The sequence below is a fragment of the Micromonospora sp. U56 genome, from assembly GCF_018070095.1.
Classification (GTDB): Bacteria; Actinomycetota; Actinomycetes; order Mycobacteriales; family Micromonosporaceae; genus Micromonospora; species Micromonospora purpureochromogenes.
The window spans coordinates 1-27,000 of record NZ_JAGPYL010000010.1 but is presented as its reverse complement, the minus strand read 5'-3'; the positions used below and the strand labels follow the sequence as shown (position 1 = coordinate 27,000).

General features: G+C 74.0%; 24 protein-coding genes and 1 pseudogene. 6 read left to right on the top strand and 19 right to left on the bottom strand.

From position 1 onward, the window contains the following. The 9 genes from KBX37_RS06345 to KBX37_RS06305 all read right to left on the bottom strand — a co-directional run bounded on the left by KBX37_RS06345 (position 1) and on the right by KBX37_RS06305 (position 12,479). Positions 1-1,257 carry a DUF1501 domain-containing protein gene (locus KBX37_RS06345; protein WP_307848977.1) on the bottom strand — a complete coding sequence of 419 codons (1,257 nt, stop codon included), beginning with the start codon at positions 1,255-1,257 and terminating at the stop codon, positions 1-3. Further along, positions 1,257-2,525 carry a DUF1800 family protein gene (locus tag KBX37_RS06340; RefSeq protein WP_210774982.1) on the bottom strand — a complete coding sequence of 423 codons (1,269 nt, stop codon included), beginning with the start codon at positions 2,523-2,525 and terminating at the stop codon, positions 1,257-1,259. Before KBX37_RS06340 ends, KBX37_RS06345 begins: the two co-directional genes overlap by 1 nt. Positions 2,526-2,553: 28 nt before the next feature. Beyond that, on the bottom strand, positions 2,554-3,810 hold the full coding sequence (locus tag KBX37_RS06335; RefSeq protein ID WP_210774981.1) for a hypothetical protein: 1,257 nt from the start codon (positions 3,808-3,810) through the stop codon (positions 2,554-2,556). Beyond that, on the bottom strand, positions 3,807-5,021 hold the full coding sequence (locus tag KBX37_RS06330; protein WP_210774980.1) for a glycosyltransferase: 1,215 nt from the start codon (positions 5,019-5,021) through the stop codon (positions 3,807-3,809). The genes KBX37_RS06335 and KBX37_RS06330 overlap by 4 nt, the downstream gene beginning before the upstream one ends. Then, positions 5,018-6,502: a hypothetical protein gene (locus KBX37_RS06325; protein WP_210774979.1), complete on the bottom strand. Its 1,485-nt coding sequence runs from the start codon at positions 6,500-6,502 to the stop codon at positions 5,018-5,020. The genes KBX37_RS06330 and KBX37_RS06325 overlap by 4 nt, the downstream gene beginning before the upstream one ends. After that, positions 6,492-7,637, bottom strand: a complete 1,146-nt coding sequence (locus tag KBX37_RS06320; RefSeq protein ID WP_210775038.1) for a glycosyltransferase — start codon at positions 7,635-7,637, stop codon at positions 6,492-6,494. Before KBX37_RS06320 ends, KBX37_RS06325 begins: the two co-directional genes overlap by 11 nt. Before the next feature lie 5 nt (positions 7,638-7,642). Beyond that, positions 7,643-10,288 carry an acyltransferase family protein gene (locus KBX37_RS06315; RefSeq protein ID WP_247657154.1) on the bottom strand — a complete coding sequence of 882 codons (2,646 nt, stop codon included), beginning with the start codon at positions 10,286-10,288 and terminating at the stop codon, positions 7,643-7,645. 146 nt (positions 10,289-10,434) lie between these two features. Continuing rightward, positions 10,435-11,040, bottom strand: a complete 606-nt coding sequence (locus KBX37_RS06310) for a hypothetical protein (RefSeq protein WP_210774978.1) — start codon at positions 11,038-11,040, stop codon at positions 10,435-10,437. 38 nt (positions 11,041-11,078) lie between these two features. Then, positions 11,079-12,479 carry a hypothetical protein gene (locus KBX37_RS06305; protein ID WP_210774977.1) on the bottom strand — a complete coding sequence of 467 codons (1,401 nt, stop codon included), beginning with the start codon at positions 12,477-12,479 and terminating at the stop codon, positions 11,079-11,081. Between the two features lie 185 nt (positions 12,480-12,664). Here KBX37_RS06305 and KBX37_RS06300 point away from each other — a divergent pair, with 185 nt between their 5' ends. The 6 genes from KBX37_RS06300 to hutH all read left to right on the top strand — a co-directional run bounded on the left by KBX37_RS06300 (position 12,665) and on the right by hutH (position 20,698). Next, positions 12,665-13,516: a MurR/RpiR family transcriptional regulator gene (locus tag KBX37_RS06300; RefSeq protein ID WP_210774976.1), complete on the top strand. Its 852-nt coding sequence runs from the start codon at positions 12,665-12,667 to the stop codon at positions 13,514-13,516. A 13-nt stretch (positions 13,517-13,529) separates the two neighbouring features. Then, entirely contained in the window at positions 13,530-15,185 is a 1,656-nt protein-coding gene (gene hutU, locus KBX37_RS06295) for a urocanate hydratase (protein ID WP_210774975.1), read from the top strand. 53 nt (positions 15,186-15,238) lie between these two features. Continuing rightward, positions 15,239-16,438: an allantoate amidohydrolase gene (locus tag KBX37_RS06290; protein ID WP_210774974.1), complete on the top strand. Its 1,200-nt coding sequence runs from the start codon at positions 15,239-15,241 to the stop codon at positions 16,436-16,438. Between the two features lie 148 nt (positions 16,439-16,586). Beyond that, entirely contained in the window at positions 16,587-17,945 is a 1,359-nt protein-coding gene (locus tag KBX37_RS06285) for a formimidoylglutamate deiminase (RefSeq protein WP_210774973.1), read from the top strand. Between the two features lie 51 nt (positions 17,946-17,996). Continuing rightward, on the top strand, positions 17,997-19,166 hold the full coding sequence (gene hutI / locus KBX37_RS06280; RefSeq protein ID WP_210774972.1) for an imidazolonepropionase: 1,170 nt from the start codon (positions 17,997-17,999) through the stop codon (positions 19,164-19,166). Then, positions 19,163-20,698: a histidine ammonia-lyase gene (gene hutH, locus KBX37_RS06275; RefSeq protein WP_210774971.1), complete on the top strand. Its 1,536-nt coding sequence runs from the start codon at positions 19,163-19,165 to the stop codon at positions 20,696-20,698. Before hutI ends, hutH begins: the two co-directional genes overlap by 4 nt. A gap of 130 nt (positions 20,699-20,828) precedes the next feature. On the opposite strand, the gene rdgB is transcribed toward hutH, so the two are convergent. The 10 genes and pseudogenes from rdgB to KBX37_RS06225 form a co-directional block, all read right to left on the bottom strand. Further along, the gene (rdgB, locus tag KBX37_RS06270) at positions 20,829-21,446 is read right to left on the bottom strand and encodes an RdgB/HAM1 family non-canonical purine NTP pyrophosphatase (RefSeq protein WP_210774970.1); all 618 of its coding nucleotides are present in this window, start codon (positions 21,444-21,446) and stop codon (positions 20,829-20,831) included. After that, positions 21,443-22,171, bottom strand: a complete 729-nt coding sequence (gene rph / locus KBX37_RS06265; protein ID WP_210774969.1) for a ribonuclease PH — start codon at positions 22,169-22,171, stop codon at positions 21,443-21,445. Before rph ends, rdgB begins: the two co-directional genes overlap by 4 nt. A gap of 46 nt (positions 22,172-22,217) precedes the next feature. Beyond that, positions 22,218-22,379, bottom strand: coding sequence for a hypothetical protein (locus tag KBX37_RS06260; protein WP_307848976.1), 162 nt, complete (start codon positions 22,377-22,379; stop codon positions 22,218-22,220). A 67-nt stretch (positions 22,380-22,446) separates the two neighbouring features. Then, entirely contained in the window at positions 22,447-23,193 is a 747-nt protein-coding gene (locus KBX37_RS06255) for an MBL fold metallo-hydrolase (protein WP_179803392.1), read from the bottom strand. Positions 23,194-23,385: 192 nt separating this feature from the next. Next, positions 23,386-24,351 (bottom strand): PLP-dependent cysteine synthase family protein, encoded by a 966-nt coding sequence (locus KBX37_RS06250; RefSeq protein WP_210774968.1) that lies wholly within the window; start codon positions 24,349-24,351, stop codon positions 23,386-23,388. Positions 24,352-24,363: 12 nt separating this feature from the next. Next, positions 24,364-24,708, bottom strand: a complete 345-nt coding sequence (locus KBX37_RS06245; protein ID WP_210775036.1) for a MoaD/ThiS family protein — start codon at positions 24,706-24,708, stop codon at positions 24,364-24,366. A gap of 62 nt (positions 24,709-24,770) precedes the next feature. After that, on the bottom strand, positions 24,771-25,259 hold the full coding sequence (locus KBX37_RS06240) for a Mov34/MPN/PAD-1 family protein (RefSeq protein WP_210774967.1): 489 nt from the start codon (positions 25,257-25,259) through the stop codon (positions 24,771-24,773). A gap of 54 nt (positions 25,260-25,313) precedes the next feature. After that, the gene (locus tag KBX37_RS06235; RefSeq protein ID WP_179806249.1) at positions 25,314-25,808 is read right to left on the bottom strand and encodes a DUF2017 domain-containing protein; all 495 of its coding nucleotides are present in this window, start codon (positions 25,806-25,808) and stop codon (positions 25,314-25,316) included. Between the two features lie 2 nt (positions 25,809-25,810). Further along, on the bottom strand, positions 25,811-26,101 hold the full coding sequence (clpS, locus tag KBX37_RS06230) for an ATP-dependent Clp protease adapter ClpS (RefSeq protein ID WP_088963684.1): 291 nt from the start codon (positions 26,099-26,101) through the stop codon (positions 25,811-25,813). A 115-nt stretch (positions 26,102-26,216) separates the two neighbouring features. Further along, a pseudogene (locus KBX37_RS06225) lies at positions 26,217-27,000 on the bottom strand (hypothetical protein); the annotation flags it as partial.

The following is a 27,000-nucleotide window of genomic DNA, read 5'->3' as shown; positions in this document are numbered from 1 at the left end:
TCAGTCGACGCTGAGCAGCGGCAGCGGCTTCGTCCGGTAGCCGCTGCCCACGTAGCGGTCGGGATCGGCGTCGAGCACCGATGCCAGAACCGTGCCGAAGACGTCCCGGAAGTCCATCGTGGCCTTGAGGTCGCCGTCGTCCAGGTCGGTGAGGCTCGGCTGCTCGCCGTGGAACCCGCCGGCCACCGTCGGCCCGAGCACGAACACCGGTCCGGCCGTCCCGTGGTCGGTGCCCTGGGAGGCGTTGGCGCGTACCCGGCGGCCGAACTCGCTGTAGACGACCACGGTCACCTGGCGTCCCGCCTCGGTCCGCGCCATCCGTGCCACGAACGCCGACAACGCACGGTCGAGCCGGGTGAGCAGGCTCTCGTGGCCGGCCCGCTCCATCGCGTGGGTGTCGAACCCGTCGAGGCTCACCGAGTAGACCCGGGTGGGCACGGCGGCCTCGACGCAACGGGCCACCAGCGCCAACTGGGTCTCCAGGACGCTCCGGCTGCCCGGACCCGTGGTCAGGACCTCCTCGCCCGCGTTGTCCGGGGAGGGGCTCTGGTGCCGTTCCGCGCCGCGGACCAACCGATCGACGTGGAGCAGATCGCCGTAGGCACGGGCCGCCCGGGCCTGCAGCTCCGGCTCCCCGGGCTCCCCGCGACCGAGGGCCGCGACGGCGTCGGCGGTGATGCCAGGGGGCAGTTCGAGGCCGCCGACGCTGACGCAGGACCCGGCCCTGGTCTGCCCCGCGAGCACCGGGGGCAGCACCGGCTCGAAGCTGACCGCTGCTTCCGGCGCGGCGTTCGTGCCGTCGAGCCAGCGGCCCACCCAGCCGGTCGTCACCGGCTCGGCCGGGGACGCGGTCTGCCAGATGTCCATGGACCGGAAGTGGCTGCGGTCCGGCCGCGGGTAGCCGACCCCGAGGACGACCGCCAGCCGCTTCTCGTCCCACAGCTGCTTCATGCCCCGCATGACCGGGTTCAGGCCGAGGGCGTCGTCCAGGTGCAGCACCTTCGCGGCGTCGTACGCCAGCTCCGGGCGCGCCGAGTGGTAGGCGGAGTCGGTGTAGGGGATGACCGTGTTCAGCCCGTCGTTGCCGCCGTAGAGCGTCACCAGGACGAGCTTCTTCGACCGCGCGGCGGACGGGTCCTGTCCCGCGGTTCGCAGCAGGTGGGCGATCCCTATGCCCCCGGCGCCCGCCGCGAGCGCGGCGCCCGCGGTGACGCCCGAGGCGAGCAGGAACCGACGTCGAGTCAGCGCATCCATCATCATGTCACCAGGTATTCCGGGCTCACCAGACCCAGGGTCAACAGCTGCCGCCGGTCCTGCGCGCCCCGCAACACGGCGTACGTGCGGTTCGTCCACCGGTCGACGCCGAGCACGTACGCCAGGCTCTCCGGGGTCAGCTGGTCGACCGGCGCCTGTTCGGCGATCCGGCCGGCCAGCCGCAACCGGACCTGGGCCGCGGCGGACGTCAGCCAGGCGCCGCCGGAGGGCCAGCCGCCCACGTTGGGGGGCGCGAACGGCAACTGCCCCAGGTTCTCCAGATCGTGCAGGACTGCTCTGCGGGTCTCGGGGGTGAGGTTGGCGGGCCGCACCCCCAGCTGCCGCAGGGCGCCGACGAGCCACTCGACCGGCTGCTTCACCATCGTGCCGGCCGTCGCCTGGAACGCCTCGTCCGCGAGCAGCACCCGCAGCATGGCCATCGGTGCGGGGAAGGCGCGCACCATCTTCTCCTGGAGGCCCTTCGGCAGGGGCTTGGTGGACGAGCCGTACCGGAACCAGAGGCGGGTGGCGATGAACCGTGGGCAGGTCTCCTGAATCAGCAACACGTCGACGAGGCTCTGCGCGGTGAAGTTCGCCGTCCGGCCCAGGATGGTCTTGCGCCCCGGGTCGTGGGCTCTCGGGTCGAAGACCGACCGCCCCATGGTGAGGCTGAACCGCCAGCCGGTGAGCGCCCGCCCCGCCTCCTTGACGTCCTTCTCGGTGTAGTTACCGATCCCCAGGAGGAACAGCTCGCACAGCTCGCGGGCGAGGTTCTCGTTGGGCGCCCGCCGGGTGTTGAGGTGCCCGTCCAGGTAGTGGTTCAACGCCGCGTCGACGACCATCCGCCGGGCCATGACCGTGAAGTCCGGGGCGCCGCGGAGGGTCCGGTGCTGGCTCAGCATGAGCTGCGGGCTGCGCACCTTCTTGACCGAGGTGGCCCAGTGCCCGTGCCAGAAGAAGACCAGCTTCTCGACGGCCTGGTGGCTGGCCACCGTCATCCGGTTCAACCACCACTCGGTGATCTGCTCGGTCTGCGCCGTGCGCAGGTCCTCCAGCTTGACCTTCTCCTCGTAGGTCAGGTCGCGCTTGCCCGCGTACGCGTCGGGCCCGAGGTCCGGGATGGGCGCGCCGGTCGCGCCGACGTCCGGGCCGGGCGGCGCGGTCAGTCCGGACAGCGCCGCGGCGTAGCCGGCCTGGCGGGCGGCGGCGAGCTCGACCGCGGTCGGGCCGAATCCGGCACGCCGCAGCAGCAGGCCGACACTGTCGCTCATGACCGACAACCTAGACGAGAGGCTCTCATCAGGACAGGCCGGCACCCGACGCGACGGGTGTCGGTTGTGGACGGCGGCGGGCCGGCAACGCGACGAGGACGAGCGAGTAGACGACCATGCCGACCGATGAGCCGATCAGGTACCCGGACGCGCCGATCACGACGGTCAGCAGTGGCGCGGCGAGCACCGTCAGGCCGAGCATGACGTAGCGGGCGCGCAGGAGCAGGTCGAACTCGCCGCGGACGAACCTGCTCAGCGAGCAGCCGTAGGAGAAGCCGAGGGCGGCCTTTTCCAGCCCGGCCGCGACCAGGATCCACCCCGCGGGGATGAAGGCCAGCGCGGGGACGAACCCCTGCCCGACGAGCACCGCCACCCCGAGGACGACCGAACCGGCGGTCATCAGCGCCGACGCCAGCATCCCGTCGCGGAGGTCCTGCCTCCGGGTCGTCTGGACGTTGGCCTTGCGCTGATAGACCAGCACCCGACGCAAGGTGATCGACACGAATGCCAACGGCCCGAACAGCTGCTGGGTGATGCGGATGACGCCGAGCGTGGCGGCGTCGACCACGAAGGCGGTGACCTGCATGGCGAGCACCGGGGTGAGCCCGACGAGCAGGGCGTCCAGCGAGGCGGCGCCCATCACGTTCCGCCGCGACCGCACCCACCCGACCAGTCCGGAGAAGAGCGGGCGCCGCTCGGGTCGGCCGGCGGCGGCCAGGAAGAACACCGCGTTCACGGCGGCCCAGGACAGGCAGATGGCCAGCGGCGAGCGGGCGGCGGCGAAGACGACCATCAGGACCAGCTGCGCGGCCAGCCACGCGGCCGTCTCCACGAAGACCGCCCGGGCGGCCCCCGCCGCCACGCCGGCGGCCCGGCCGATGTCCAGCGCCAGCGCGAACGGAATGCCGGCCGCGTAGGCGACGGCCAGCTCGATCGACCCGCCGGACACGGCGAGCGCCGACGCCGCCGCCAGCCCGGCGCCGACGAGCCCGCCGGTGAACGCGGCGGCCACCGACCGCTGGCAGTCCGTCCGCTCGGCCACCCGCTCGGCGTGTGCCTCGGCGAGCAGCGTCGCCTCGGCGAGGGACCGCTGCAGGACGCCGCAGGCCAGTTGGAACACCAGCATGGCGGGCGCGGTGGCGCCGACCGCGGACAGGTCACCGGCATACCCGAGGGAGAGGCTGAGGACCAGACCCGTGCCCATGAGGGCCAGTTGCCCGAGAGTGAGGGCGAGCCGGGCCCAGTTTCGCCCGCCGGTCCGCGGCGGGGCGATCGTTCCGGTCACGGCCGCCGCCCGACCGTCGCGTCGTCCACACCGGCCCACGCCCGACGGGTGGCGGCGACCACGGTCTGCGGCAGCGTCATCGCCGCATCGCCGCCCGTTCGGGTGACCGGGAGGGCCGCGCCGGCCAGCAGCTCACCGAGCGCGACCGCGGCCCCCTCCGGATCCTGGAAGTCCGCGTACGCGTAGGCGCCGCCGGAGACGGCAGCCGCCTCCGGCAGGCCACCGAGCGGCGAGACCAGCATCGGTGTCCCGGTGCGCCCGACCTCGACCGCGACCCGGCCGAACGGCTCCATCCAGCGGGACGGGATGAGGACCACATCCACCGAGTCGCAGAACGCGTCGACCGTCATGCGGCCGGGCAGGTGCAGGGCGACCCCCTCCGACCGGGCCAGCTCGGCCAGCGTCCGCGTGTAGTCGGGCTGACCCTCGCCCGCGACCAGCACCCGCACCCCGGTGCCCGTGTTCCGTTGGTACGCGCCAGCGGTACGGATCGCCGACTCGATGCCCTTCACCGGGTCGATCCGGCCGAGGTAGCCGACAACGAGCAGGGTCTCGTCGATGCGCCCCGCCGGGCGTACCGGTTCCGCCGGGCCGATCAGCGGATAGCCGACCAGGCTCGCCGCCGGGGTGGTCAGGCCCGCGTCGACGAGCTGGTCGCGGACGAAGCCGGACACACAGACGCTCACCGCGCCGCGCGGGGTGGCGCCCCGCATGATTCCCGCCTTGACCCGGCACTCCCCACACACGGTCTCGCAGTTGCGCGAGTCCTTCAGCCGCGACCGACGCCAGCAGGTGTCGCTCAGGTCGTGGAAGACCCGGACGTACCGCAATCCGCGCGCCTTCACCCAGCGCGGCAGCCAGGGACCGGTGCGGGAGATGTTGGTGGCCACCACGACGTCCGGGCGGAACGCCCCGATCCGGCGAGTCAGGCGCGACGCGACCAGGGGCAGCAGCCAGGCGGTCAGGAACTCCAGCCCGCGCCGGACCCGGGTGTCCGCGTGCTGCCGCCGGGCGAAGGGGCGACGCACGGCGTGCACGGTGAGCGGCCCGTCGGAGTAGGTGCGATCGGCGGTGGACGGCACGAAGACCGACACGTCGGCGAAGCCGGCCAGTTCCCGCGCGGCCGCCTGGGCGGACCGCTCCGCGCCGCCGACCTCGTCCGGCCACCACCAGTCGGCGAGGACGGCGATCCTGGGCCGTGATTCAGTCATTGTGCGCCATCTCCTTCTCCTCCGGTGGGTGCGTCGGCCGTCGAGCCGTGCTCCACCGGTGGGGGCGGTCGGGTGAGCCGCCAGCCCGGGTCGGGCAGGACCAGCACGCCCACGACGAGCACCGCGAACGCGGCACCGACGAACGGGATCTGCGCGCCGAGGGGGCCGCGAAGCAGGCCGATCTGGAAGGCGGCGAAGGTGACCGTGAGGGCGGTCCCGAGCCCGGCCGGGGTGGCCGTCATCGCGCGGTCGAGTCGCCGGGCGAGCCGGCCGTAGAAGAAGAACAGCACCACCACGCCGACGAAGGCGAACTCCAGGTAGGTCTCGGCCCAGAACGGCAGGGCCAGGTTCTGGAACCCGTAGCCCCGGCCGGCCGCCACCGCGTTGCCGGCCGGGATCGCCTTCCCCTCCCACCAGGAGCGGGGCACCCAGAACAGCAGCGCCGACACCAGGTGGTGGCCCCAGGTGTGGCCGTGCACCCGGGCGTGGTAGACGGCGTTCACGGTCTGCTGGAAACCGTCGAAGTCCCAGGTGTAGTACGCGTCCAGGCCCAACCGGAGGTTGCCGCGCGACCGCGCGTTGCGGAACAGGTTCGCCAGCGGATAGAGCACGGCGAGCCCGGTCAGCATGCCCAGCGAGAACAGGGTCCGCCAACGCTGCCGCTCGAACGGCACGATCGCCAGGCCGGCGGCGAGCAGCACCCCGAAGGCGGCGAACCGGTTGGCGGAGAGCGGATTGTTGTAGATGACGTTGAGCAGCACCGCCACGGCTGTGGTGCCCAGCAGGATCCACCGCGCCTTCGGGCCGACGAAGTTCCGGCTCCGCCAGCAGAGCAGGCACAGCACGAGGGCGACCGCGGCAACCGCGGCCGGGAAGGTGCTGAGCAGGCCGAGCAGCGCCAGGTCCTGCCGGCTCTTGAGGCCCGCCTCCGCGATGGCGCGCTGGAGGTCGTCGCGGCTGGTGAACCGGACAACCAGACCGCCGGTCATCGGCAGGCAGCCGACCGCCAGGACGGCGGCGGTGGCGGTGACCGTCAGCGCCTTCTCGATGGTGACCCGGGTCCGGGGCGAGGTGTTCGGGCGCGGCGCGGGCAGGCGGCGGGTGTTGCCGGCCCAGTAGGCGACGACCGCGAACAGGAGGATGACCTGCGCGCTGACGTAGTCCTGGTCGAGCGGCAGGTCGGGCCAGGGCAGGCGCCGGTCCCGGATCTGCAGCAGCGGCGCGAAGCCGACCCAGACCGTGACGAAGGCCCAGAAGGTGACGGCGACGGGGGTGAACGACTCCGACCGGGTGGTCTGGTAGAGGGCCGCCAGACACACGGCCATCACGACGAGGCCGAGCACACCGGCGACGGTCGGACGGGGCAGCACGGTGGTGACGCCGAGGGCCGTGACGACGGCCAGCAACGTGACCGCCGCGACCAGGGAGCGGCCGGACGGCCGCCGCAGGTGCGCGGCCGCCCCGGCGACGTCAGGTCGCATCGGCGACCCACGAGGCCACGTTCGCGCGGAAGACCGCGGCGGAGAACCGGGCGGCGTGGGCCTGGACCCGGTCCCGGGCCAGTCCGTCGACGTGGCCGAGCATGGCGGCGTACTCCCGGGGGTCGTCCGAGTCGACCAGGAACCCCGTCTCGCCGTCGACCACCGTCTCCAGTACCCCGCCCCGGCGCAGCCCGAGCACCGGCGTGCCGCAGGCCATCGCCTCCACCGGGATGATGCCGAAGTCCTCGTGGGTGGGGAAGAGCAGGCACTTCGCCCCCCAGTACAGCTCGCGGAGCCGCTGCCGGGACGGCTGCCGCTCGAAGGTGACCGGGACCCCGACCCGCGCCGCCTGCCGGCGCAGGGCCTCCTCCTCCGGCCCCGACCCCGCGATCACCAGCGGCAGCCGGGCGGCCTCGGCGATCTCGATCATCAGGTCGAACTTCTTGTACGGGATCCAGCGCCCGACCCCGAGCAGGTAGCCGCGGTCCTGCCGGCGCTCGGCCGCCGGGGCGTCGGTGAAATAGTCCACGTCGACGGGCGGGTGGATGATGCGGGCGTCGCGCTTCCAGAACCGCTGGATCCGGGCCTGGACCTCGCGGGAGTTGGCGGCGTAGCTGTCGACGTGCCGACTCAACCGCACGTCGGCGCCCTGCAGCACGCGCCGTGGCACGGTCAGCATTCCGTTCGAGCCCCGACCGTCGAAGTCCGGGCTCCACAGGTAGCGGGCCGGCGAGTGGATGTAGCTCAGGTAGCGCGCGTCCGGGGAGGACCGGAACTTCACGGTGTGCGCGAAGGCGTGGCTCGACGAGATGACCACGTCGAACCGTTCGCGGGTCAGGGTGCGCCAGGTCAGCGGCATCAGCGGCAACGCCAGCGCCTTGGACCGCCGCAACGGTGTCCGGGCGAGCCACGACTCCCGCAGGTCCAGGCCGCGTCGCGCGTCGTGGTCACGCCACAGCACGAATCCCTTGGCGTCCGGCAGCACCTCCTGGATGGCGAGGAAGACGTTCTCCGAGCCGCCCGTGGCGCCGAACCACTCGTGCACCAGGGCGACCGACCGGCCGGCCAGCAGCGGGTCATCCACGCCCTCGCCGGCAGGACGGACCACGGCGGCACCGCTGTCCCTGCTGATCATTCCGCTCACCCCATCACCATCTGCAACTGCTCGTCGAGCCGGGTCCCCAGCGTCCGCGCGTACGTCGCCGTCAGGTGGTTCGTGTCGCGGTACACGAGCACCCCGCCGATGACCGCCGCGCACCGCTCGGCGGGACAGATGGCGTCGTTCAGATCGACCAGCCGTACGCCGGTCAGGCCCTTCGCCGCGTCCACCTGGAGCGGACCGATGCCGGCCAGAGCCTCGTCGCGCGGCACCGCGCACCTGGTCAGCTGCTCCGGGTGGGCCGACACGCACTCCGCGACGTCCAAGCGCGGCGCCGGGGTGTCCCGCAGCACCACCACCGGGGCGACCCGGGCCAGCGACTGCCAGGTCCGGCGCATCCCGTCCACCAGCGCCGCCCGGCCGTCCGCCCCCTTGAGCGTCCGGCCGTCCCGGTAGGCGGAGTAGTTGTAGCTGGTGGTCACGACGAGGTTCGGACGATCGGCGGCGAGCCTGGCCCGCAGGTCCCGGTTCCAGGCCGCGCAGCTGTTGTTGGGGCGCTGGCCGTCCCCACCCACCACGTCGACGTCGAGGACCGGGCACTGCGACTTGGTGTACGTCAGCAGCCGCCAGTTCCGTCGTTCCACCACCGCCCGCAGGGTGGGCACCCACTGCGCGGCGTGCGAGTCACCGATCACGGCGACGGTGACGGCGGCCTCCCGGGCGCCGTACGCGCAGCGCAGCACCTTGCGATCGGTCTGGCTGGCGTGGCACCGGTCGGCGTAGACCGACGGCAGGTCGTCCCGGGCCACCGAAGGGTCGGGCACGACCGACGGGACGCGGTCGACGGGCGCCCCCGCGCCGGTGGTGTCGTCCGCGGTCAGCACGGCGGCGCCCAGCGCGTTGCGCACGGCCGCGCTGTCCGGCGCGGCCGGACCGGTGGTGACCTGGAAGGCCAGGCCCGCGCAGACCGACAGCACGGTGCAGGCCGCCCCGAGCCCGAGCGCGACCCGCGGTCGCACCGCGAGCCGCGGCGAGTGCCAGAGCGGCCGTTCCACCAACCGGCTGGTCAGGTACGCGAGCACCACGGAGAGGGCCACGGTGGCCGCCACGGCCGGCAGGCCCGGGTCGGGCATCCGCGCGGTGAGCACCGCCAGCAGCGGCCAGTGCCAGAGATAGAGCGTGTACGAGATGCCGCCGAGGAACTGCATCGGTGGCAGCCGCAGGAGCGCGACCGGGCCGTACCGCCCGGTCGCCCCGGCCGCGATGACGAGGGCCGCCCCGACGGTGGCCGGCAGCGCCATCGCGCCCGGGAACGGGATCGTGGTGTCGAGGGCCACCGCGGAGGCCGCGATGGCCGCGACGCCCAGCCAACCCGCCGCCGACGCGACCGCGCCGGACAGCCGCCGCAGCGGGGCCAGCGCGAGCAGCGCGCCGACCGCGAGTTCCCACATCCGGGTGGTGGTGACGAAGTAGGCCCGGCCGGGGTCGGTCTCGACCAGCAGCACGGACCAGGCGAAGGAGGCCGCCCAGACGACGCCCACCACGCCGAGCGCGAGGGTGCGGAACCGGGTGTGCGGGGCGCGTCCGCGCCGGGCCAGCCAGGCGATGCCCACCAGCAGCACCGGCCACACCAGGTAGAACTGCTCCTCGACCGCGAGCGACCAGTAGTGCTGCACGATGCTCGGCGCCTGGTCGGCGGCGAGGTAGTCGACCGACTGCTCGGCGAGCCGCCAGTTGACCAGGTAGAGGGCGCTGCTCACGACGTCCCACGCGGTGTCCCGCCAGCGGATGGCCGGCAGCAGGAGGTGCGTCAGGACCAGGGCCGCGAGCAGGACGAGCGCGGAGCTGGGCAGCAGTCGCTTGGCCCGTCTCGCCCAGAACCGACCGAGCGACAGCCGACCCCGGGCGGCCACCTCGGCCGCCATCCCGGTGGTGATCAGGTAGCCGGAGATGACGAAGAAGACGTCCACCCCGACGAACCCGCCGGAGACGTACGGGACGCCGGCGTGCCAGAGCACCACCAGCAGGACGGCGAGCGCGCGGAGACCCTCGATGTCGGGGCGGAAGGCGCTCCGCGGCCGCTCGCGGGGTGCCTCGGGTGCGGCGTCGGTGGGCGTCGCAGGTGCGGCGCCTTCCGGGTCGGCCGACTCCTGCGCCGGCGCGGGTGGCCGCGCTTCGGGCAACTTCAGTACCACCGTGTCGTCCATCGAGGACGGCGCGGGCGGGTCCGCCCGGTCCAGGTCGGGCAGGACCAGCACGACGGTGTCCGCCAGCGACGACGGGACGGGGGCGTCCGTCCTGCCGGTCCCGGGCCGGGCCAGCACGACCGTGTCCGCCAGCGACGACGGCACCGGCGCGGCGGTCGCGGGCGGCGCAACCGGATCGGGCGGGGTGACCGCCTCCCGGGCCGGCGGCTCCGCGCCAACGCCCTCCGGGGCAGCGCCACCGCCCTCCGGGGCCGCGTCGACGGCCTCCGGGCCCGGCCCGCCCGACAGGGCCGGCTGCAACCGGCCGCCGAGCGCCCGCCGCAGGAAGCTCACCGCGCCGATGACGAGCACGCCGCCCGCAGCGGACAGCAGGTACAACCACCAGTTCGCCGCGTTCTCGGTGGCGTCGCCGTCCAGCCTCAGCCGCTCCTCCGCCCGCTGCCGGTACGCCCGGGCCGCGACGTGCCCGGGGTCCTGCATCAGGACGTCGTCGAACCGCTCCGTCGCCTGCGAGTACCGGCCGGCGAAATAGCCGTTCAGCGCCGAGCGGAACGCGCGGTCGACCTCGCTCAGCCGGTTGTCGACACCGCCCTGGTCGAGGAGCCGCCCGATGTTGGCGGTGGCGATCAGGTCACGGATCGGTTCGCCATCGGCGGACGTGTCGGTGTCCAGGAGCGCGACGAGCCGGCCGGCGGCAGCGCCTTCGTGACCACGCCGGCGACGGCCGGGGCGGCGCCGTCCCCGGAGCTGGCCGCGCCGAACTGTCCGGTCAGCCGCACGGTCGGCGTCGTGCCCCGCTTCGCGCCGGTGAACGTGGACGAGGTTCTGAGGCCGGCGACGAACGTGTCCAGCCGCTCCGCCGGCAGCTCGTTCTGCTGCACGAGGGTGCGGCCGAGCCGGTACAGGGCGTTGACGAGCAGCACCTCCCGACTCGGCTGTACGCACACGGTGGTGGTCACCGCGTAACCGTCGGGGTTCACCACCACGCCGCTGCACCGGCGCACCACGACCACCGGCTCCGGATGGACCAGGGCGCCGCCGGCGGTCCTGCGGAGATAGCCGACGTACCTCGCCTCGAGGAAGACGGTGGACGGGGTCGCCACCGCGACCGCCGGCTCGTTGCGGGCGTACGTCGGCGCCGCCGCCGCGGCGGGGACGGCACCGGTGAAACCGATAACGATGATGCCGAGCAGGACGGCGAACCGACGCGCCAAGGCCGTACCAGAGGGCATGTCGGATCTCCGCGGAACGATGAAGGGGGTCGGCTCGGTCAGAAGATCAGGGTGTCGCGGAGGTGGTTGGCCACCCGGCGCAGCCGGCCCGCCCCGTCGATCGGGGAGGTCATCCGGAAGACGAGCTGACGGTCGATCTGCCCGGTGTCCCCGCCGCGCCAGTACGCGACGAGCACGACGCCGTACCGGCGCTCACCGTCGAGCTGGAGCTTGCTGGAGTCGGCATAGGAGACGAACTGGCCGCCCCGCATCCACTGGAGGCCCCAGGCGTCCTCCTCCTGACGCATCGCGGTCTGCCGCTGCGTGTCGCACGGCGCCGGGCAGTCCCGCACGATGAGCTCGCCACCGATCTGCTGCTTGCCGTTCGAGACGCCGCAGTTGTACTTGACGAAGCCCTGCGCGCGGCCGGCCGGGGTGCAGTCCCACTCCGCCGGCACCTTCAGCGTGAAGCCCAGGCCCTCCAGATCGGAGAAGGTGCGTACCGCGTCGCCCGGGTTGAACTTGGGCCACTCCTTCGGCCACTCGCCCGCGCTCGGCGGCTCGATGCCGGGCGACTGGGGCGGCGACTTCTGCTCCGGCTGGAGCACCGGGCTGGTGGAGGCGGTGGTCTTCGGCTTGTCGGTGCCGTTCGAGTTCGCCCAGACGAAAGCCCCACCGGCGCTGGCGATCACCACCAGGACCAGGGCGACGATCCCGAGCCAGAGCCCGGTACGGCGTCGGCGCGGCTCGGAGGGCTGGATCCGGCGCGCGGTGGAGGCGAGCGGGTCGTACGGCGGCACGCTGGTCGGGTGCGGGTACGCCGGCGACACCGGCGGCCCGGACACCTGGTGCGGAGGCGTGGAGACCGGGTACGGGGGCGTCGAGAACGGCTGCGGCGGGGCCGACACGGGAGGCGTGGCGACCGGCTGCGGCGGAGCGGAGACCGGCGGCGGGGCGGCCTGGTGCGGCGGCGCCGACACGGGCGGCGCCGACACGGGCGGCGTCGACACGGACGGCGTCGACACGGACGGCGTCGACACGGACTGCGGCGGGGCGGAGACCTGCGTCGGGTCGCCCTGCACCGCCCACGGGGCCGGCTGCGACTGGGGCACCTGGAGCATCGCCACGGTGCTGTCCTCGCCCGCCTCCTCGCTGTGGATCTCGTGGCCCAAAGCGAGGAAGAGCCGGTCGGCACCCGGCCCGCCGTCGGCCGCGTACGCCACCCAGGGCGCGGCCGCGGTGAAGTCGGCGGCCAGGTACGGCCCGCCGCCACCGCCCGGGGCGGCCAGCGCGTCGGCCATGGCGGAGAAGGCCCGACGCCAGGCCGGGTCCTCGGCCACCACGGGTTCGAGCACCGCGACGGTCACCAGCCGGTCCTGCCCGTCGACGGCCCACCAGGCTCTGCCGACCTGGCAGACGCCCATCACCTCGGTGAACCTGTACGGACCGTCCGGCTGCATGCCCCACTCCTCTGCTCACCCGCCGTGCGGATAGTACAGAAACGTCGCGAGCGCGGCGGCCGCCGGCAGTCGCGGCCGTACCCGCCCCACCAGGGGTTCCTCCCGTGTGGACCACCGACGGTCGGCCGGGTGTGACCGAACGGACGACGGTTGCGTCTGAAAGTTTTCATGCATACAGTCACGCCATGAATGACGGAGCCGTCGCCGCACCCCCCGACCGGGTGCTCGACCTGTTCCACGGCGTCCGGCTCACGCCCACCCAGCGCCGCATCGCGCACTGCCTGGTGCAGCACGCCGCCGCCGCGTCGTACCTGTCGGCGGCCGAGGTGGCCGAGCTGGCCGGGGTGAGCCAGCCGTCGGTGACCCGGTTCGCCGTCGCGCTCGGCCACGACGGCTACCCGGCGCTGCGGCGGCGGCTGCGCGAGCTGACCGCCGGCGGCGCCACCGGCGGCGACGGCGACGGCAACGAACTCCAGCGGGCGGTCCGCGCCGAGATGGCGAACCTGGAGCGGCTCGCCGGCGAGCTCGCCGACCGGGACCGGATCGCCGCCGCCGGGCACCTGCTTGCGGCCAGCCGCCCGCTGCCGGTGCTCGGGCTGCGCGCGGCGGCGCCGCTGGCCGCGTACTTCGCCTACTTCGCCGCGAAGGTGCACCCGGACGTCCGGGTGCTCGACGACGGCGGCAGCCTGCTCACCGACCGGCTGGAGCAGGCAGCGGCGTCCGGGGCGACCGCCCTGCTCGCCTTCGTCCTGCCCCGCTACCCCCGGGAGACCTTCGAGGCGCTGCGGGAGGCCCGCGACGCCGGGCTGACCGTGGTCGCGATCACCGACTCGCCGGTCAGCCCGGCGACCGAGTACGCCGAGCTGGTGCTGCCCGCCACGGTCGGCACCGACCTCGTCTTCGACCTGCACACCGCCCCGATGACCCTGGCCATGGTGGTCCTCCAGGCGATCTGCGACGCCTCCCCGGCGGACACGCAGGCTCGCCTGGAGGCGTTCGAGTCGTCCGCCGCCCGTCGCCAGTTGTTCCTCGGCTGAGAGGAGTTTCGAGATGCACCAGCCCGTCCGCGCCGCTCGCGGCACCGCACGCACCGCCCAGGGGTGGCCGCAGGAGGCCGCCCTGCGGATGCTGATGAACAACCTCGACCCGGAGGTGGCCGAGCGCCCGGACGACCTGGTCGTCTACGGCGGCACCGGGAAGGCCGCCCGGGACTGGCCGTCGTACCACGCGTTGGTGCGTACGCTCACCGAGCTGCGCGACGACGAGACGATGCTGGTGCAGTCCGGCCGCCCGGTGGGGGTCATGCGCACCCACGAGTGGGCGCCCCGGGTGCTGCTGGCCAACTCGAACCTGGTCGGCGACTGGGCCACCTGGCCGGAGTTCCGTCGCCTGGAGCAGCTCGGCCTGACCATGTACGGGCAGATGACCGCCGGCTCGTGGATCTACATCGGCACCCAGGGCATCCTCCAGGGCACCTACGAGACGTTCGCGGCGGTCGCCGCGAAGCGCTTCGAGGGCACCCTGGCCGGGACGCTGACGCTGACGGCCGGCTGCGGCGGGATGGGCGGGGCGCAGCCCCTCGCGGTGACCATGAACGGCGGCGCGTGCCTGATCGTGGACGTGGACCGCAGCCGGCTGGAGCGCCGGGTGCGCGACCGCTACCTCGACGAGATCGCCGACTCCCTGGACGACGCGGTGCAGCGGGTGCTCGCCGCGAAGCGGGACCGCCGGGCGCTGAGCGTCGGCGTGGTCGGCAACGCCGCCACCGTCTTCCCCGAGCTGCTGGTGCGCGGCGTCGAGATCGACGTGGTGACCGACCAGACCAGCGCGCACGACCCGCTGTCGTACCTGCCGGTGGGGGTGGAGCTGGCCGACGCCCGGGACTACGCGGCGGCGAAGCCGGCCGAGTTCACCGACCGGGCCCGGGTCTCGATGGCGAAGCACGTCGAGGCGATGGTGGGCTTCCTCGACGCGGGCGCGGAGGTCTTCGACTACGGCAACTCGATCCGCGGTGAGGCCCAGCTCGCCGGTTACGAGCGGGCGTTCGACTTCCCCGGCTTTGTGCCGGCGTACATCCGGCCGCTGTTCTGCGAGGGCAAGGGCCCGTTCCGCTGGGCGGCGCTCTCCGGCGACCCGAAGGACATCGCGGCCACCGACCGGGCCATCCTGGAGCTGTTCCCCGAGAACGAGTCGCTGGCCCGGTGGATGCGGATGGCCGGCGAGCGGGTCGCCTTCCAGGGCCTGCCGGCGCGGATCTGCTGGCTCGGCTACGGCGAGCGGGACAAGGCCGGGGTGCGGTTCAACGAGATGGTCGCCTCCGGTGAGCTGTCCGCGCCGGTGGTGATCGGCCGGGACCACCTGGACTGCGGCAGCGTGGCCAGCCCCTACCGGGAGACCGAGGCGATGGCCGACGGCTCCGACGCGATCGCCGACTGGCCGCTGCTCAACGCGCTGGTCAACACCGCCAGCGGCGCGTCCTGGGTGTCCATCCACCACGGCGGCGGGGTGGGCATCGGGCGGTCCATCCACGCCGGGCAGGTCTGCGTCGCCGACGGCACGGCGCTGGCCGGGCAGAAGATCGAGCGGGTGCTCACCAACGACCCGGCCATGGGCGTCATCCGGCACGTGGACGCCGGGTACGAGGCCGCCCGCGAGGTCGCCGAGCGGACCGGGGTCCGGGTGCCGATGGCCGAGGGTTCCGCGTGAGCGCGAGGAGTGCAGCGCAGCGGAGCCCCGCAGTCGCGAACAACAGGGATGCCGTGACGGATCTCGCCGGCCGGTTCCGGGCGCTGTGGGACGAGATCGCGCCGGTCGGGCGGGACGCCGGCAGCGGCGGCTACCTGCGCTACGCGCTGACCGAGCCGGAGCTGCGGCTGCGGGAGTGGTTCCGCGAGCAGGCCGCGCACCGGGGCATGCCGGTCACCGCCGACGGCAACGGCAACCTCTTCGCCTGGTGGGGTGACTCGCTGGCCGGCGGCGCGGTGCTCACCGGCAGCCACTTCGACTCGGTGCCGCACGGCGGGGCGTACGACGGGCCGCTCGGCATCGTCAGCGCGTTCCTCGCCGTCGACGAGTTGCGCGGCGCGGGCGTCACGCCCGACCGGCCGATCGTGGTGGCGGCGTTCGTGGAGGAGGAGGGGGCGCGGTTCGGCGTACCCTGCCTGGGGTCGCGGCTGGTCACCGGGGAGATCGCGGTGGAGCGCGCGGCCGGCCTGCGCGACGCGGCCGGGGTGAGCTTCGCCGAGGCGCTCGGTGACCGGCCCGCGGGCGCCGACCCGGCGCTGCTCGGCCGCTTCGCCGCCTTCGTGGAGCTGCACGTCGAGCAGGGCCGCGCGCTGGTCGAGGCCGACGCGGCGGTCGCGGTCGCGAGCGCGATCTGGCCGCACGGCCGCTGGCGCTTCGACTTCCACGGCGAGGGCAACCACGCGGGTACGACCCGGATGGCCGACCGCCGCGACCCGATGCTGACCTACGCGTTCACGGTGCTGGCAGCGAACAAGGAGGCCCGGCTGCGCGACGCGCACGCCACCGTGGGCCGGGTGTCGGTGGAGCCGAACGCCACCAACGCGATCCCGTCGCGGGTGACCGGCTGGCTGGACGCCCGGGCGGCCGAACCGGAGACGCTGCGCGGGCTGGTCGGGGCGGTGCACGCCAAGGCGGCCGAGCGGGCGAAGCGGGACGGCACGGAGCTGACCTGCACGGAGGAGTCGGCCACCCCGCTGGTCGCCTTCGACGGCGGGCTGGCCGACCGGCTGGCCGCGCTGCTCGACGCGCCGGTGCTGCCCACCGGGGCGGGCCACGACGCGGGGGTGCTGGCCGCGCACCTGCCCACCGCGATGCTCTTCGTTCGCAACCCGACGGGGGTGTCGCACTCCCCCGCCGAGTCCGCCGCCGACGCGGACTGTGCCGCCGGGGTCACCGCCCTGGCCCGGGTGCTCCAGGAGCTGGCATGCCGATGAGCCCGGCCCGGCCGGCCGGGCCGACGACGGGCCGGGGCCGGGCGGCACCGGCCCCGGCGGGGGCTGTGGAGCTGATGTCGCAGACGATTCGGCGCGGCCATGATCGGGTGATGTCGCAGACGATTCAGCTCCACAGGGAGTCGACACCATGACCGCCACCCGCTGGCTCGCCGAGTACGCCTGGCTGCCCGAGCACGCCGAGCCCACCCCGGACGTGCTGATCGAGGCGGTCGACGGGCGGATCACCGCGGTCGCCCCGTTGACCGCCGGCCGGCCCGCCGCCGGGGTGGAGGTGCTCGGTGACGCCGTCCGGCTGCCCGGGCTGACGCTGCCCGGCCTGGCCAACGCCCACTCGCACGCCTTCCACCGGGCGTTGCGCGGACGCACCCACGCCGGGCGGGGCGACTTCTGGACCTGGCGGGACGGGATGTACGCGGTCGCGCAGCGGCTCGACCCGGACTCGTACCTGGCCCTGGCCCGGGCCGCGTACGCGGAGATGGCGCTGGCCGGGGTGACCTGCGTCGGCGAGTTCCACTACCTGCACCACGGCCCGAACGGCACCCCGTACGACGACCCGAACGCGATGTCGGCGGCGCTGGTCGAGGCGGCCGCGCAGGCCGGCATCCGGATCACCCTGCTGGACACCTGCTACCTGACCGCCACCGTGGACGGCGCCCCGCTGGCCGGGCCGCAGCGGCGGTTCGGCGACGGCGACGCGCTGCGCTGGGCGGACCGGGTCAGCGCGTTCACCCCTGACGCCGGGCACGCCCGGGTCGGCGCGGCCATCCACTCGGTCCGCGCGGTGCCGGCCGAACAGCTCGCCACCGTCGCCGGCTGGGCGGACCGGCGCGGCGCGCCGCTGCACGTGCACCTGTCGGAACAGCCCGCCGAGAACGACGCCTGCCGGGCAGTACACGGCCGCACCCCCACCCGGCTGCTCGCCGACCACGGGGTGCTCGGGCCGGCCGTCACCGCCGTGCACGCCACCCACCCGACCGGCGCGGACGTGGCGCTGCTCGGGGAGAGTCGCACCGGGGTCTGCCTCTGCCCCACCACAGAGCGGGACCTGGCCGACGGGCTCGGGCCGGCCCGGCGGATGGTCGAGGCCGGCAGCCCGCTCAGCCTGGGCAGTGACAGCCACGCCGTGGTCGACCTCTTCGAGGAGGCCCGCGCGGTCGAGCTGGACGAGCGGCTGCGCACCCGCCGGCGGGGGCACTTCACCGCAGTCGACCTGCTGGCCGCCGCGACCACCGGCGGGCACGCCGCGCTGGGCTGGGCCGACGCCGGCCGGCTCGCCGTCGGTGACCGCGCCGACCTGGTCACGGTACGGCTCGACACCGCCCGCACGGCCGGGGTGCCGCCGGTCGGGGCGTTCTTCGCGGCGACCGCCGCCGACGTCAGCTCGGTGGTCGTCGACGGACGGCAGGTGGTGCGCGACGGCGCGCACCTGACCGTGGACGTGCCGGCCGAGCTGCGCGACGCGATCACGGCGGTGTCCGGTGCGTAGCCGCGCGGGCCGGCGGTTCTGGGGCACCGGGCCGCAGAGCGGAGGGACGGCGTGAGCAGCCTGCTGCTCGACGACATCGGCGAACTGGTCACCAACGTCGCCGGCACGGGCGAGGGCGGCCCGCTCGGCATCCGCCGCCGGGTGGCGCTGCTGGTCGAGGAGGGCCGGGTGGCCTGGATCGGCCCGTCCCGGGACGCCCCGGCCGCCGACCGACGGATCGACGCCGGCGGCGCGGCGGTGCTGCCCGGCTTCGTGGACAGCCACGCCCACCTGGTCTTCGCCGGGGACCGGGCCGCCGAGTTCGCGGCCCGGATGGCCGGGCAGCCGTACACCGGCGGCGGCATCCGGACCACCGTCGGCGCGACCCGGGCCGCTTCCGACGAGGAGCTGCGGGCCACCGTGCGCCGGCTGCGCGCGGAGGCCATGCGGCAGGGCAGCACCACCATGGAGATCAAGAGCGGGTACGGCCTCACCGTCGCCGACGAGGCCCGCTCGCTGCGGATCGCCGCCGAGGTCAGCGCGGAGACCACCTTCCTCGGCGCGCACGTCGTCCCCGCCGAGTACGCCGACCGCCCCGACGACTACGTCGGGCTGGTCTGCGGGCCGATGCTCACCGCCGCCGCCCCGTACGCGCGCTGGGTGGACGTCTTCTGCGAGCGGGGCGCCTTCGACGCCGACCACACCCGGGCGATCCTCACCTGCGGACGGGCGGCCGGGTTGGGCGTACGGGTGCACGCCAACCAGCTCGGCCCCGGCCCGGGGGTACGGCTGGGGGTGGAGCTGGGCGCGGCCAGCGTCGACCACTGCACCCACCTGAGCAACGCCGACGTCGACGCGCTGGCCGGCTCGCCGACCGTCGCCACCCTGCTGCCCGGGGCGGAGTTCTCCACCCGCTCGCCGTATCCGGACGCCCGCCGGCTGCTCGACGCGGGCGTGACCGTGGCGCTCGCCACCGACTGCAACCCCGGCTCGTCGTACACCTCGTCGATGCCGTTCTGCGTGGCGCTCGCCGTACGCGAGATGCGGATGACCCCGGCGGAGGCCGTCTGGGCCGCGACCGCCGGGGGCGCGCGGGCGCTGCGCCGCGACGACGTCGGGGTGCTCGCCCCGGGCGCCCGGGCCGACCTCGTGATCCTCGACGCCCCGTCCCACCTGCACCTGGCCTACCGGCCCGGTGTACCACTGATCCGCCAGGTTCTGCACAACGGAGTTCCGCAATGACCGTGACCATCCTGCCCACCGGGATCACCCCCGCCGACGTGCTCGCGGTCGCCCGCGGCACCGCCAAGGTCGTCCTCGACCCGGCCACCGTGGAGGCGATGAGCACCAGCCGGTCCATCGTGGACGGCATCGAGGCCGCCGGCCGACCCGTCTACGGCGTCTCGACCGGCTTCGGCGCGCTGGCGAACACCTTCGTCGCACCCGAGCGGCGAGCCGAGCTGCAGCACGCGCTGATCCGCTCGCACGCCGCCGGGGTCGGCGCGCCCATGCCCCGCGAGGTGGTCCGGGCGATGATGCTGCTACGGGTCCGCTCGCTGGCGCTGGGCCACTCCGGGGTCCGCCCGCTGGTCGCCGAGGCCCTGGTCGACCTGCTCAACCACGAGATCACCCCGTGGGTGCCGGAGCACGGCTCGCTCGGCGCGTCCGGCGACCTGGCGCCGCTGGCGCACTGCGCGCTGGTGCTGCTCGGTGAGGGCTGGGTGCTCGGCCCGGCCGGCGAGCGGATGGACGCCGCCGACGCGCTGAACCGGGTCGGGCTGAAGCCGATCGCGCTGGCCGCCAAGGAGGGACTGGCGCTGATCAACGGCACCGACGGCATGCTGGGCATGCTGCTGCTGGCGATCCACGACGCCCGGCACCTGTTCACCATGGCCGACGTGACCGCCGCCCTGGCCATCGAGGCGATGCTCGGCTCCGAGCGGCCGTTCCTGCCCGAGCTGCACGCCATCCGGCCGCACCCCGGCCAGGCCGCGTCGGCGGCGAACATCCACCGGCTGCTCCAGGACTCGCGGGTGATGGACTCGCACCGCGACGACCTGGCGCACGCGGTGCAGGACGCGTACTCGATGCGCTGCGCCCCGCAGGTGGCCGGCGCCGCGCGGGACACCCTGGACTTCGCCACGACGGTGGCCGCGCGGGAGCTGCTCTCGGTGGTGGACAACCCGGTGGTGCTGCCCGACGGCCGGGTGGAGTCCACCGGCAACTTCCACGGCGCGCCGCTCGGTTTCGCCGCCGACTACCTGGCCATCGCCGCCGCCGAGGTGGGCGCGATCGCCGAGCGCCGGGTCGACCGGCTGCTCGACGTGGCCCGCAACCGGGAGCTGCCGGCGTTCCTCTCCCCCGACGCCGGGGTCAACTCCGGCCTGATGATCGCCCAGTACACGGCCGCCGGGATCGTGGCGGAGAACCGCCGGCTCGCCGCCCCCGCCTCGGTGGATTCGCTGCCCACCAGCGGGATGCAGGAGGACCACGTCTCGATGGGCTGGGCGGCGGCCAAGAAACTGCGCACGGTGCTGGACAACCTGACCAGCCTGCTCGCGGTGGAACTGCTGGCCGCCGTGCGCGGGCTCCAGCTGCGCGCGCCGCTCACCCCGTCGCCCGCCGGCCGGGCCGCCGTCGAGGCGCTGGCCCCGGTCGCCGGCGAGCCCGGCCCGGACGTCTTCCTCGCCCCGGTCATGGAAGCCGCCCGCGCCGTCCTGGCCGGCCCCGACCTCCGCGCCGCCATCGAACGCGAACTCGGCCCCCTCGCCTGACCCGCCCACCTGCCCCCTCCCCACCCCGCTCCCCGACCCGCACTTTCACGGAAAGAGTGGCTATTCGACGCGGAACAGCCACTCTTTCCGTGAAAGTGCCCGCGCCCGTGGGGTGACGCGCGGGAGGGGGTCAGGGGGTGGGTGGGAGGACCTTGGCGGCGAGCTTGGCGAGTTCGCGCAGGGCCTTGCCGCGGTGGCTGATCGCGTCCTTCTCCTCCGGCGTCAGCTCGGCGTTGGTGCGGTCCTGACCGTCGCCGAGGAAGATCGGGTCGTACCCGAATCCGCCGTCGCCGCGCGGCGCGCGCAGCAGCCGGCCGGCCTGGCGGCCGTCGACCAGGTGCTCCTTGCCGCCGGGCAGCGCCAGCGCGACCGTGCAGACGAACGAGGCGGCGCGGTGCTCGTCGGGCAGGTCGGCGATCTGGTCCAGCACCAACTGGAGGTTGGTCCGGTCGTCGCCGTGCCGGCCGGCCCAGCGGGCGCTGAACACGCCCGGCATGCCGTTGAGGGCGTCGACCGCGAGCCCGGAGTCGTCGGCGATGGTGGGCAGGCCGGTGCGGCGGCAGCCCTCCCGGGCCTTGATCAGCGCGTTCTCGCCGAAGGTCAGGCCGGTCTCCGGCAGCTCCGGGTACTCCTCGATGTCGTCCAGCCCGATCAGGGCGATCCGGTGCGCGCCGAGCGCGCCGTCGAGGATCCGCTGCAGCTCGATCAGCTTCTTGCGGTTACGGGTGGCGAGCAGGACCTTGTTCATGATGCGAGTGCCTTCCGCTGTGCGTCGGCCAGTTCCACGCAGCCCAACAGCCCCAGGTCGAGCAGCGAGTCGAGCTGGGTACGGGAGAAGATGCCGGCCTCGCCGGTCCCCTGCACCTCGACGAAGTCGCCCTCGCCGGTGCACACCACGTTCATGTCGACCTCGGCGGCCACGTCCTCGGCGTAGTCGAGGTCCAGCCGGGGCTCGCCGGCGATGATGCCGACGCTGACCGCCGCCACCGACCGGTGCATCACCTTCTCCGGCTTGCCGGCCAGCGCCTTGCGCCCGGCGAGCCAGGTCACCGCGTCGTGCAGCGCCACGTACGCGCCGGTGATCGCCGCCGTCCGGGTGCCGCCGTCGGCCTGGAGCACGTCGCAGTCGAGCACGATCGAGTTCTCGCCCAGCGCCTTGAGGTCGATGGCCGCCCGCAGGCTCCGGCCGATCAGCCGGGAGATCTCGTGGGTACGGCCACCGACCCGACCCTTGACGCTCTCCCGGTCCGAGCGGGTGTTGGTGGCCCGGGGCAGCATCGCGTACTCGGCGGTCACCCAGCCGAGCCCGGAGCCCTTGCGCCAGCGGGGCACCCCCTCGGTGACGCTGGCGGTGCAGAGCACCCGCGTGCCACCGAACTCGACGAGCACGGAGCCCTCCGGATGGGTGCTCCAGCCGCGGGTCAGGGTCACCGGTCGGAGTTGGTCGGGCAGCCGCCCGTCAGGTCGCGCCATGCCTGCACCTTATGCGGTCGAGTGATCGAACCGCCCCGGGGTGTCCTCAGCCCGGCAGCCGCGGCGGCGTGCCGTCCGGTTCCGCCCCGTGCACCCGCAGGAAACCGGCGACCGCGGCGGGCCAGCCGAACTCCTCGGCCCGCGCCCGGGCGGTCGCCCGCCGCGCCGCCTCCGGCCGGTCCAGCAGCCGGACGACCGCGTCGGCCATCGAGGCCGCCGTGCCGTACGTGCGCCGGGCGGACCCGGCTCAGTCGGTCAATCCAGGAGGTGCCCGCTCAGACGTCGTACGCGGCGCCGGCCCGGACCACTTCCAGCGGACCGGCGTACGCGCCGGCGGCGGACTCGACGGTGTGCGACTCGCTGCCCCAGGCCACCACGAGATGGGTCAGCAGCAACCGGCCGACCCCCGCCTTGGTCGCCGCCTCGCCGGCCTCCCGGCCGGTCAGGTGCAGGTCCGGCGGGTTCTCCATGCCGTCGAGGTAGCTCGCCTCGCAGAGGAAGACGTCGGCGTCCTGGGCCAGCCGCAGCAGCGCGTCGCAGGGCGCGGTGTCCGAGGAGTAGCAGAGCACCCGCCCGCCGTGCTCCAGGCGCACCCCGTACGTCTCGACCGGGTGGTTCATCCGGTCGACGGTGACCGTGAACGGGCCGATCGGGAAGGTGCCGGGTTGCAGGCCGTAGAACTGGTAGACGTCCTCGACCGTGCTGTCCTCCTGGTCGTAGACCGCGGCCAGCCGGTCCGGCGCGCCGGACGGGGCGTACACCGGCAGGGGCGGGTACGGCCCGTCGGGGGCGTACCGGCGGACCACCACGTACGAGGCGGCGTCGAGGATGTGGTCGCAGTGCAGGTGGGTCAGGAGGATGGCGTCCGGGGCGTGCAGCCCCGCGTAGCGCTGGAGGGTGGAGAGCGACCCGGAGCCGAAGTCGATCAGGAGCCGGAAGCCGTCCGCCTCGACGAGGTAGGCGGAGCAGGGGGACTCGGGGCCGGGAAAGCTGCCCGCGCAGCCGAGAACGGTCAGTCTCATCCGGTCGCCTTGTCGTTACTCATCGTAGTCGACACGCCGGTGCGAGCCTCGCCGATGATCTCTACCGACGCGTACGCCACGCTGCGCAGCCTACGCGCAGCGACGGCGGGGCAAGAATCATCTACTGGAAGTTGTCATCAACGTGACACCCCCGGGCCGGCCGCTGTGGACCGGCCGGCCCAGGGTCGGGCCTCAGGCCCAGAGCTGACCCTCCAGGGCGTCCTCGGCGTCGGCGAGCGTGCCGCCGTAGGCGCCGGTGGAGAGGTACTTCCAGCCGCCGTCACAGACCACGAAGGCGACGTCGGCGCGGCGGCCGTCCCGCACCGCCTCGTGGGCCACCGCGAGGGCGGCGTGCAGGATCGCGCCGGTGGAGAAGCCGGCGAAGATCCCCTCGACCTCCACCAGCTGCCGGGTCCGCAGCACCGCGTCCCGCGTGCCCACGGAGAAACGCCGGGACAGCACGGTGGCGTCGTAGAGCTCCGGAACGTACCCCTCGTCGATGTTGCGCAGGCCGTAGACCAGCTCGCCGTAGCGCGGCTCCGCCGCGACGACCTGGATGCCGTCGACCTTCTCCCGCAGGTAGCGGCCGGTGCCCATCAGGGTGCCGGTGGTGCCCAGGCCCGCCACGAAGTGGGTGATGGTGGGCAGGTCGTGCAGCAGCTCCGGGCCGGTCGTCTCGTAGTGCGCCCGGGCGTTGGCGTCGTTGCCGTACTGGTAGAGCATCACCCAGTCGGGGTGCTCCGCCGAGATCTGCTTGGCGGTGGCGACGGCCTGGTTCGAGCCGCCGGCGGCCGGCGAGAAGATGATCTCCGCGCCGTACATCCGGAGCAGCTGGACCCGCTCGGTGGAGACGTTCTCCGGCATCACGCAGACCAGCCGGTAGCCGCGGAGCTTGGCCACCATGGCCAGCGAGATGCCGGTGTTGCCGCTGGTCGGTTCGAGGATGGTGTCACCCGGCCGGAGCCGGCCGGACTCCTCGGCCGCGCGGACCATGAACAGGGCCGCCCGGTCCTTGATGCTGCCGGTCGGGTTCCGGTCCTCCAGCTTGGCCCAGAGCCGCACCGGCGGTGCCCCCTCGGGCACCGTCGGCGAGAGCCGGGGCAACCCCACCAGGGGGGTGCCGCCACAGGCGTCGAGCAGGCTGTCGTAGCGAGCCATGACGGCCGCCGGTCAGCGAGCGACGGCCGCGCGCCGCGAGACGGCGTGCGAGGCGATCGCGGCTGCCGCCGCGAAGCCGAACGCGCCACCGGCGACGGCCGGCAGGATGGTCACGCTGTCGCCGTCGGTGAGCTTGGTGTCCAGCGCGCCGAGGAAGCGGACGTCCTCGTCGTTGACGTAGACGTTGACGAAGCGGTGCAGCGCGCCGGCGTCGGTGACCAGCCGGCCCCGCAGGCCGGCGTGCCGGGAGTCCAGGTCGGTGAGCAGGTCGCCCAGGGTGTCCCCGGCGCCCTCGACGACCTTCGCGCCGCCGGTGTAGCTGCGCAGGATGGTGGGGATGCGAACCTCGATGGCCATGGTGGCGTGCTCCTTGATCGGGTGTGCCTCGGTGACGGACGGGAAGTGAACGGCGCTGAAGGTCAGCGGCCGGAACACTCGTAGTCGACCGTCGCCGGGCTCTGCCCGAACATGTAGGACTGGACGGCGTGCGGGTCCACCGCGGCGTCCACGATCCGCACCGGCTCCTCGGTCACCACGCCGTCGACGATCCGGAAGGAGCGGATCTCCTCGCTGTCCGGCTCGCGGGTGGATACCAGCAGGTAGTGGGCTCCGGGCTCGCCGGCGAAGGAGATGTCCGTCCGGGACGGGTACGCCTGCGTCGCGGTGTGCGAGTGGTAGATGACGACCGGTTCCTCGTCGCGGTCGTCCATCTCCCGCCACACCCGCAGCTGCTCCATCGAGTCGAACTCGTAGAACGTCATCGAGCGCGCGGCGTTGTCCATCGGGATGTGCCGGGTGGGGGTGTCGCTGCCGGCGGGACCGGCAACCACGCCGCACGCCTCGTCCGGGTGGTCCCGGCGCGCGTGCGCCACGATCGCCTCGACGATCGACCGGTCGATGCTCAGCACGCCGCCCAGCCTAGCGCCCACCGGCCGCGGACTGCGATGCGGTGACCGTCACACTCAGTCGATCAGGGCGTTGAGCAGGGATTCCTGGAGATATCCCAGGTAGGCGTAGACCGACAGTTGGAACACCCGCGAGGAGGTCGGGTCCTCGGCGACCGCGTCGTCGAGTTCCTCGCCCAGGTCGGTGCCGTCCTTGATCTCCAGCCGGACGCCCATCGCCAGCCGGGCGTCGTTGAGCGCCCGCAGCCACGCCTCGGCCGCCTCGGCGTCCAGCCGCACCTCGCCGCCCGCCTCGTCCGGCAGCGCGGCCAGGATCGCGCCGGCCTGGTCGATCTTGGCGGTCTTGAGGTCGCCCTCGGTGTACCGGCGGAACTCCGCCGTGTTCGCCGGGTCGTCCGGGTACGCGTCGGGGAAGAGCCGCCCGACCACCGGGTCGGAGTGGTCGAACCCGTCGGTGAGCAGCCCGACCACCTCGGAGGCCACCTTGCGCAGCACCCGCACCTCATCGACGGCGAAGGTCGCGACGTAGCGGCCGCCCTGGCGGCGGAACATGCTCACGAGCGGTCCACCGTCGCCCACAGCCCGTAAGCGTGCAGCTGCGACGCGTCGTGCTCCATCCGCTCCCGGGCGCCGCTGGACACCACGGCCCGGCCCTTGTGGTGCACGTCCAGCATCAACTTCTCGGCCTTCTCCCGGCTGTACCCGAACAGCTTCTGGAAGACCCAGGTCACGTACGTCATGAGGTTGACCGGGTCGTCCCAGACGATCGTCACCCAAGGCCGGTCCGAGACCGGCACCTCGTCGGTGTCCGGCGTCTCGACCGGTGCAACCTGTGGAGCCGCCATGCCCCCCATCGTGCCACCGGATTCGGCGAACCGATGAACCGGAACGCCGGGGCGGCCCGGATCACCCTCCCGGGCGGCGCGGACCGGGCGGGGCGGCGACGTGACGACGCCGCGCTCAGGCGAGCAGGATGCCGTGATCGAGGGCATCGGAGAGCACCGCGCCAAGGGAGAGACGGACCGCCTCGAAGCGCCGGGACACCTCGCGGGCCAGCTCCAACTCCACCTCGCGCAGGGCGCGCTGGGCCCAGGACCGGGCCGCCATCGGATCGTTGTTGCCCGGGGTGCGCCAGTGCTGCCAGCACCCGCCGGAGAGCGCCACCGCGACCGGCGGCAGCACCTCGAAGCGGTCCGCACCGGGATGGCCGGCCAGTGCGTCGATCGCGCCGGTGCCGACCAGGTCGCCCACCCCGGCGGTGCTGGTGACCAGGAGCACCCGTTCCAGGTCCCGGCCCTGCGGCTGGTCGGCCAGACCCCACCGCACGGCCGCGGCGATCCGCTGCCGGACCCCCTCGGCCAGCGGCGCGCCGAGGACCCGCGCGGCGGCGTCGTCGATGACCGCGCGCACGGCCTGGTCGCACTGGGCGGTGGCGAGCAGGGACAGCGCCTCCATCTCCCGGTCGAGCAGTTGCGGCAGGGCCGCGCAGCCCACCCCGAAGACGATCTCCTGGACCGCGCGCAGGTGGATGTTGGCCAGTTCCAGCGCGAGGTGCTGGCGGATGCTGCGGGCGCAGGTGCGGGTCTGCCGCTCCAGCCGCTCCGACCAGCCTCCCGCGTCGGCGTCGGGCACGACGGCCACCCGGCCGTGGGCGCCGGGCAGCTCGGGCGGGTGGAGTCTGGCGCGGCGCAGCCCCGCGTCGGCGGCCCTGGCGCCGAGGGCCCGGCGCGGGCCGGGATGCTCG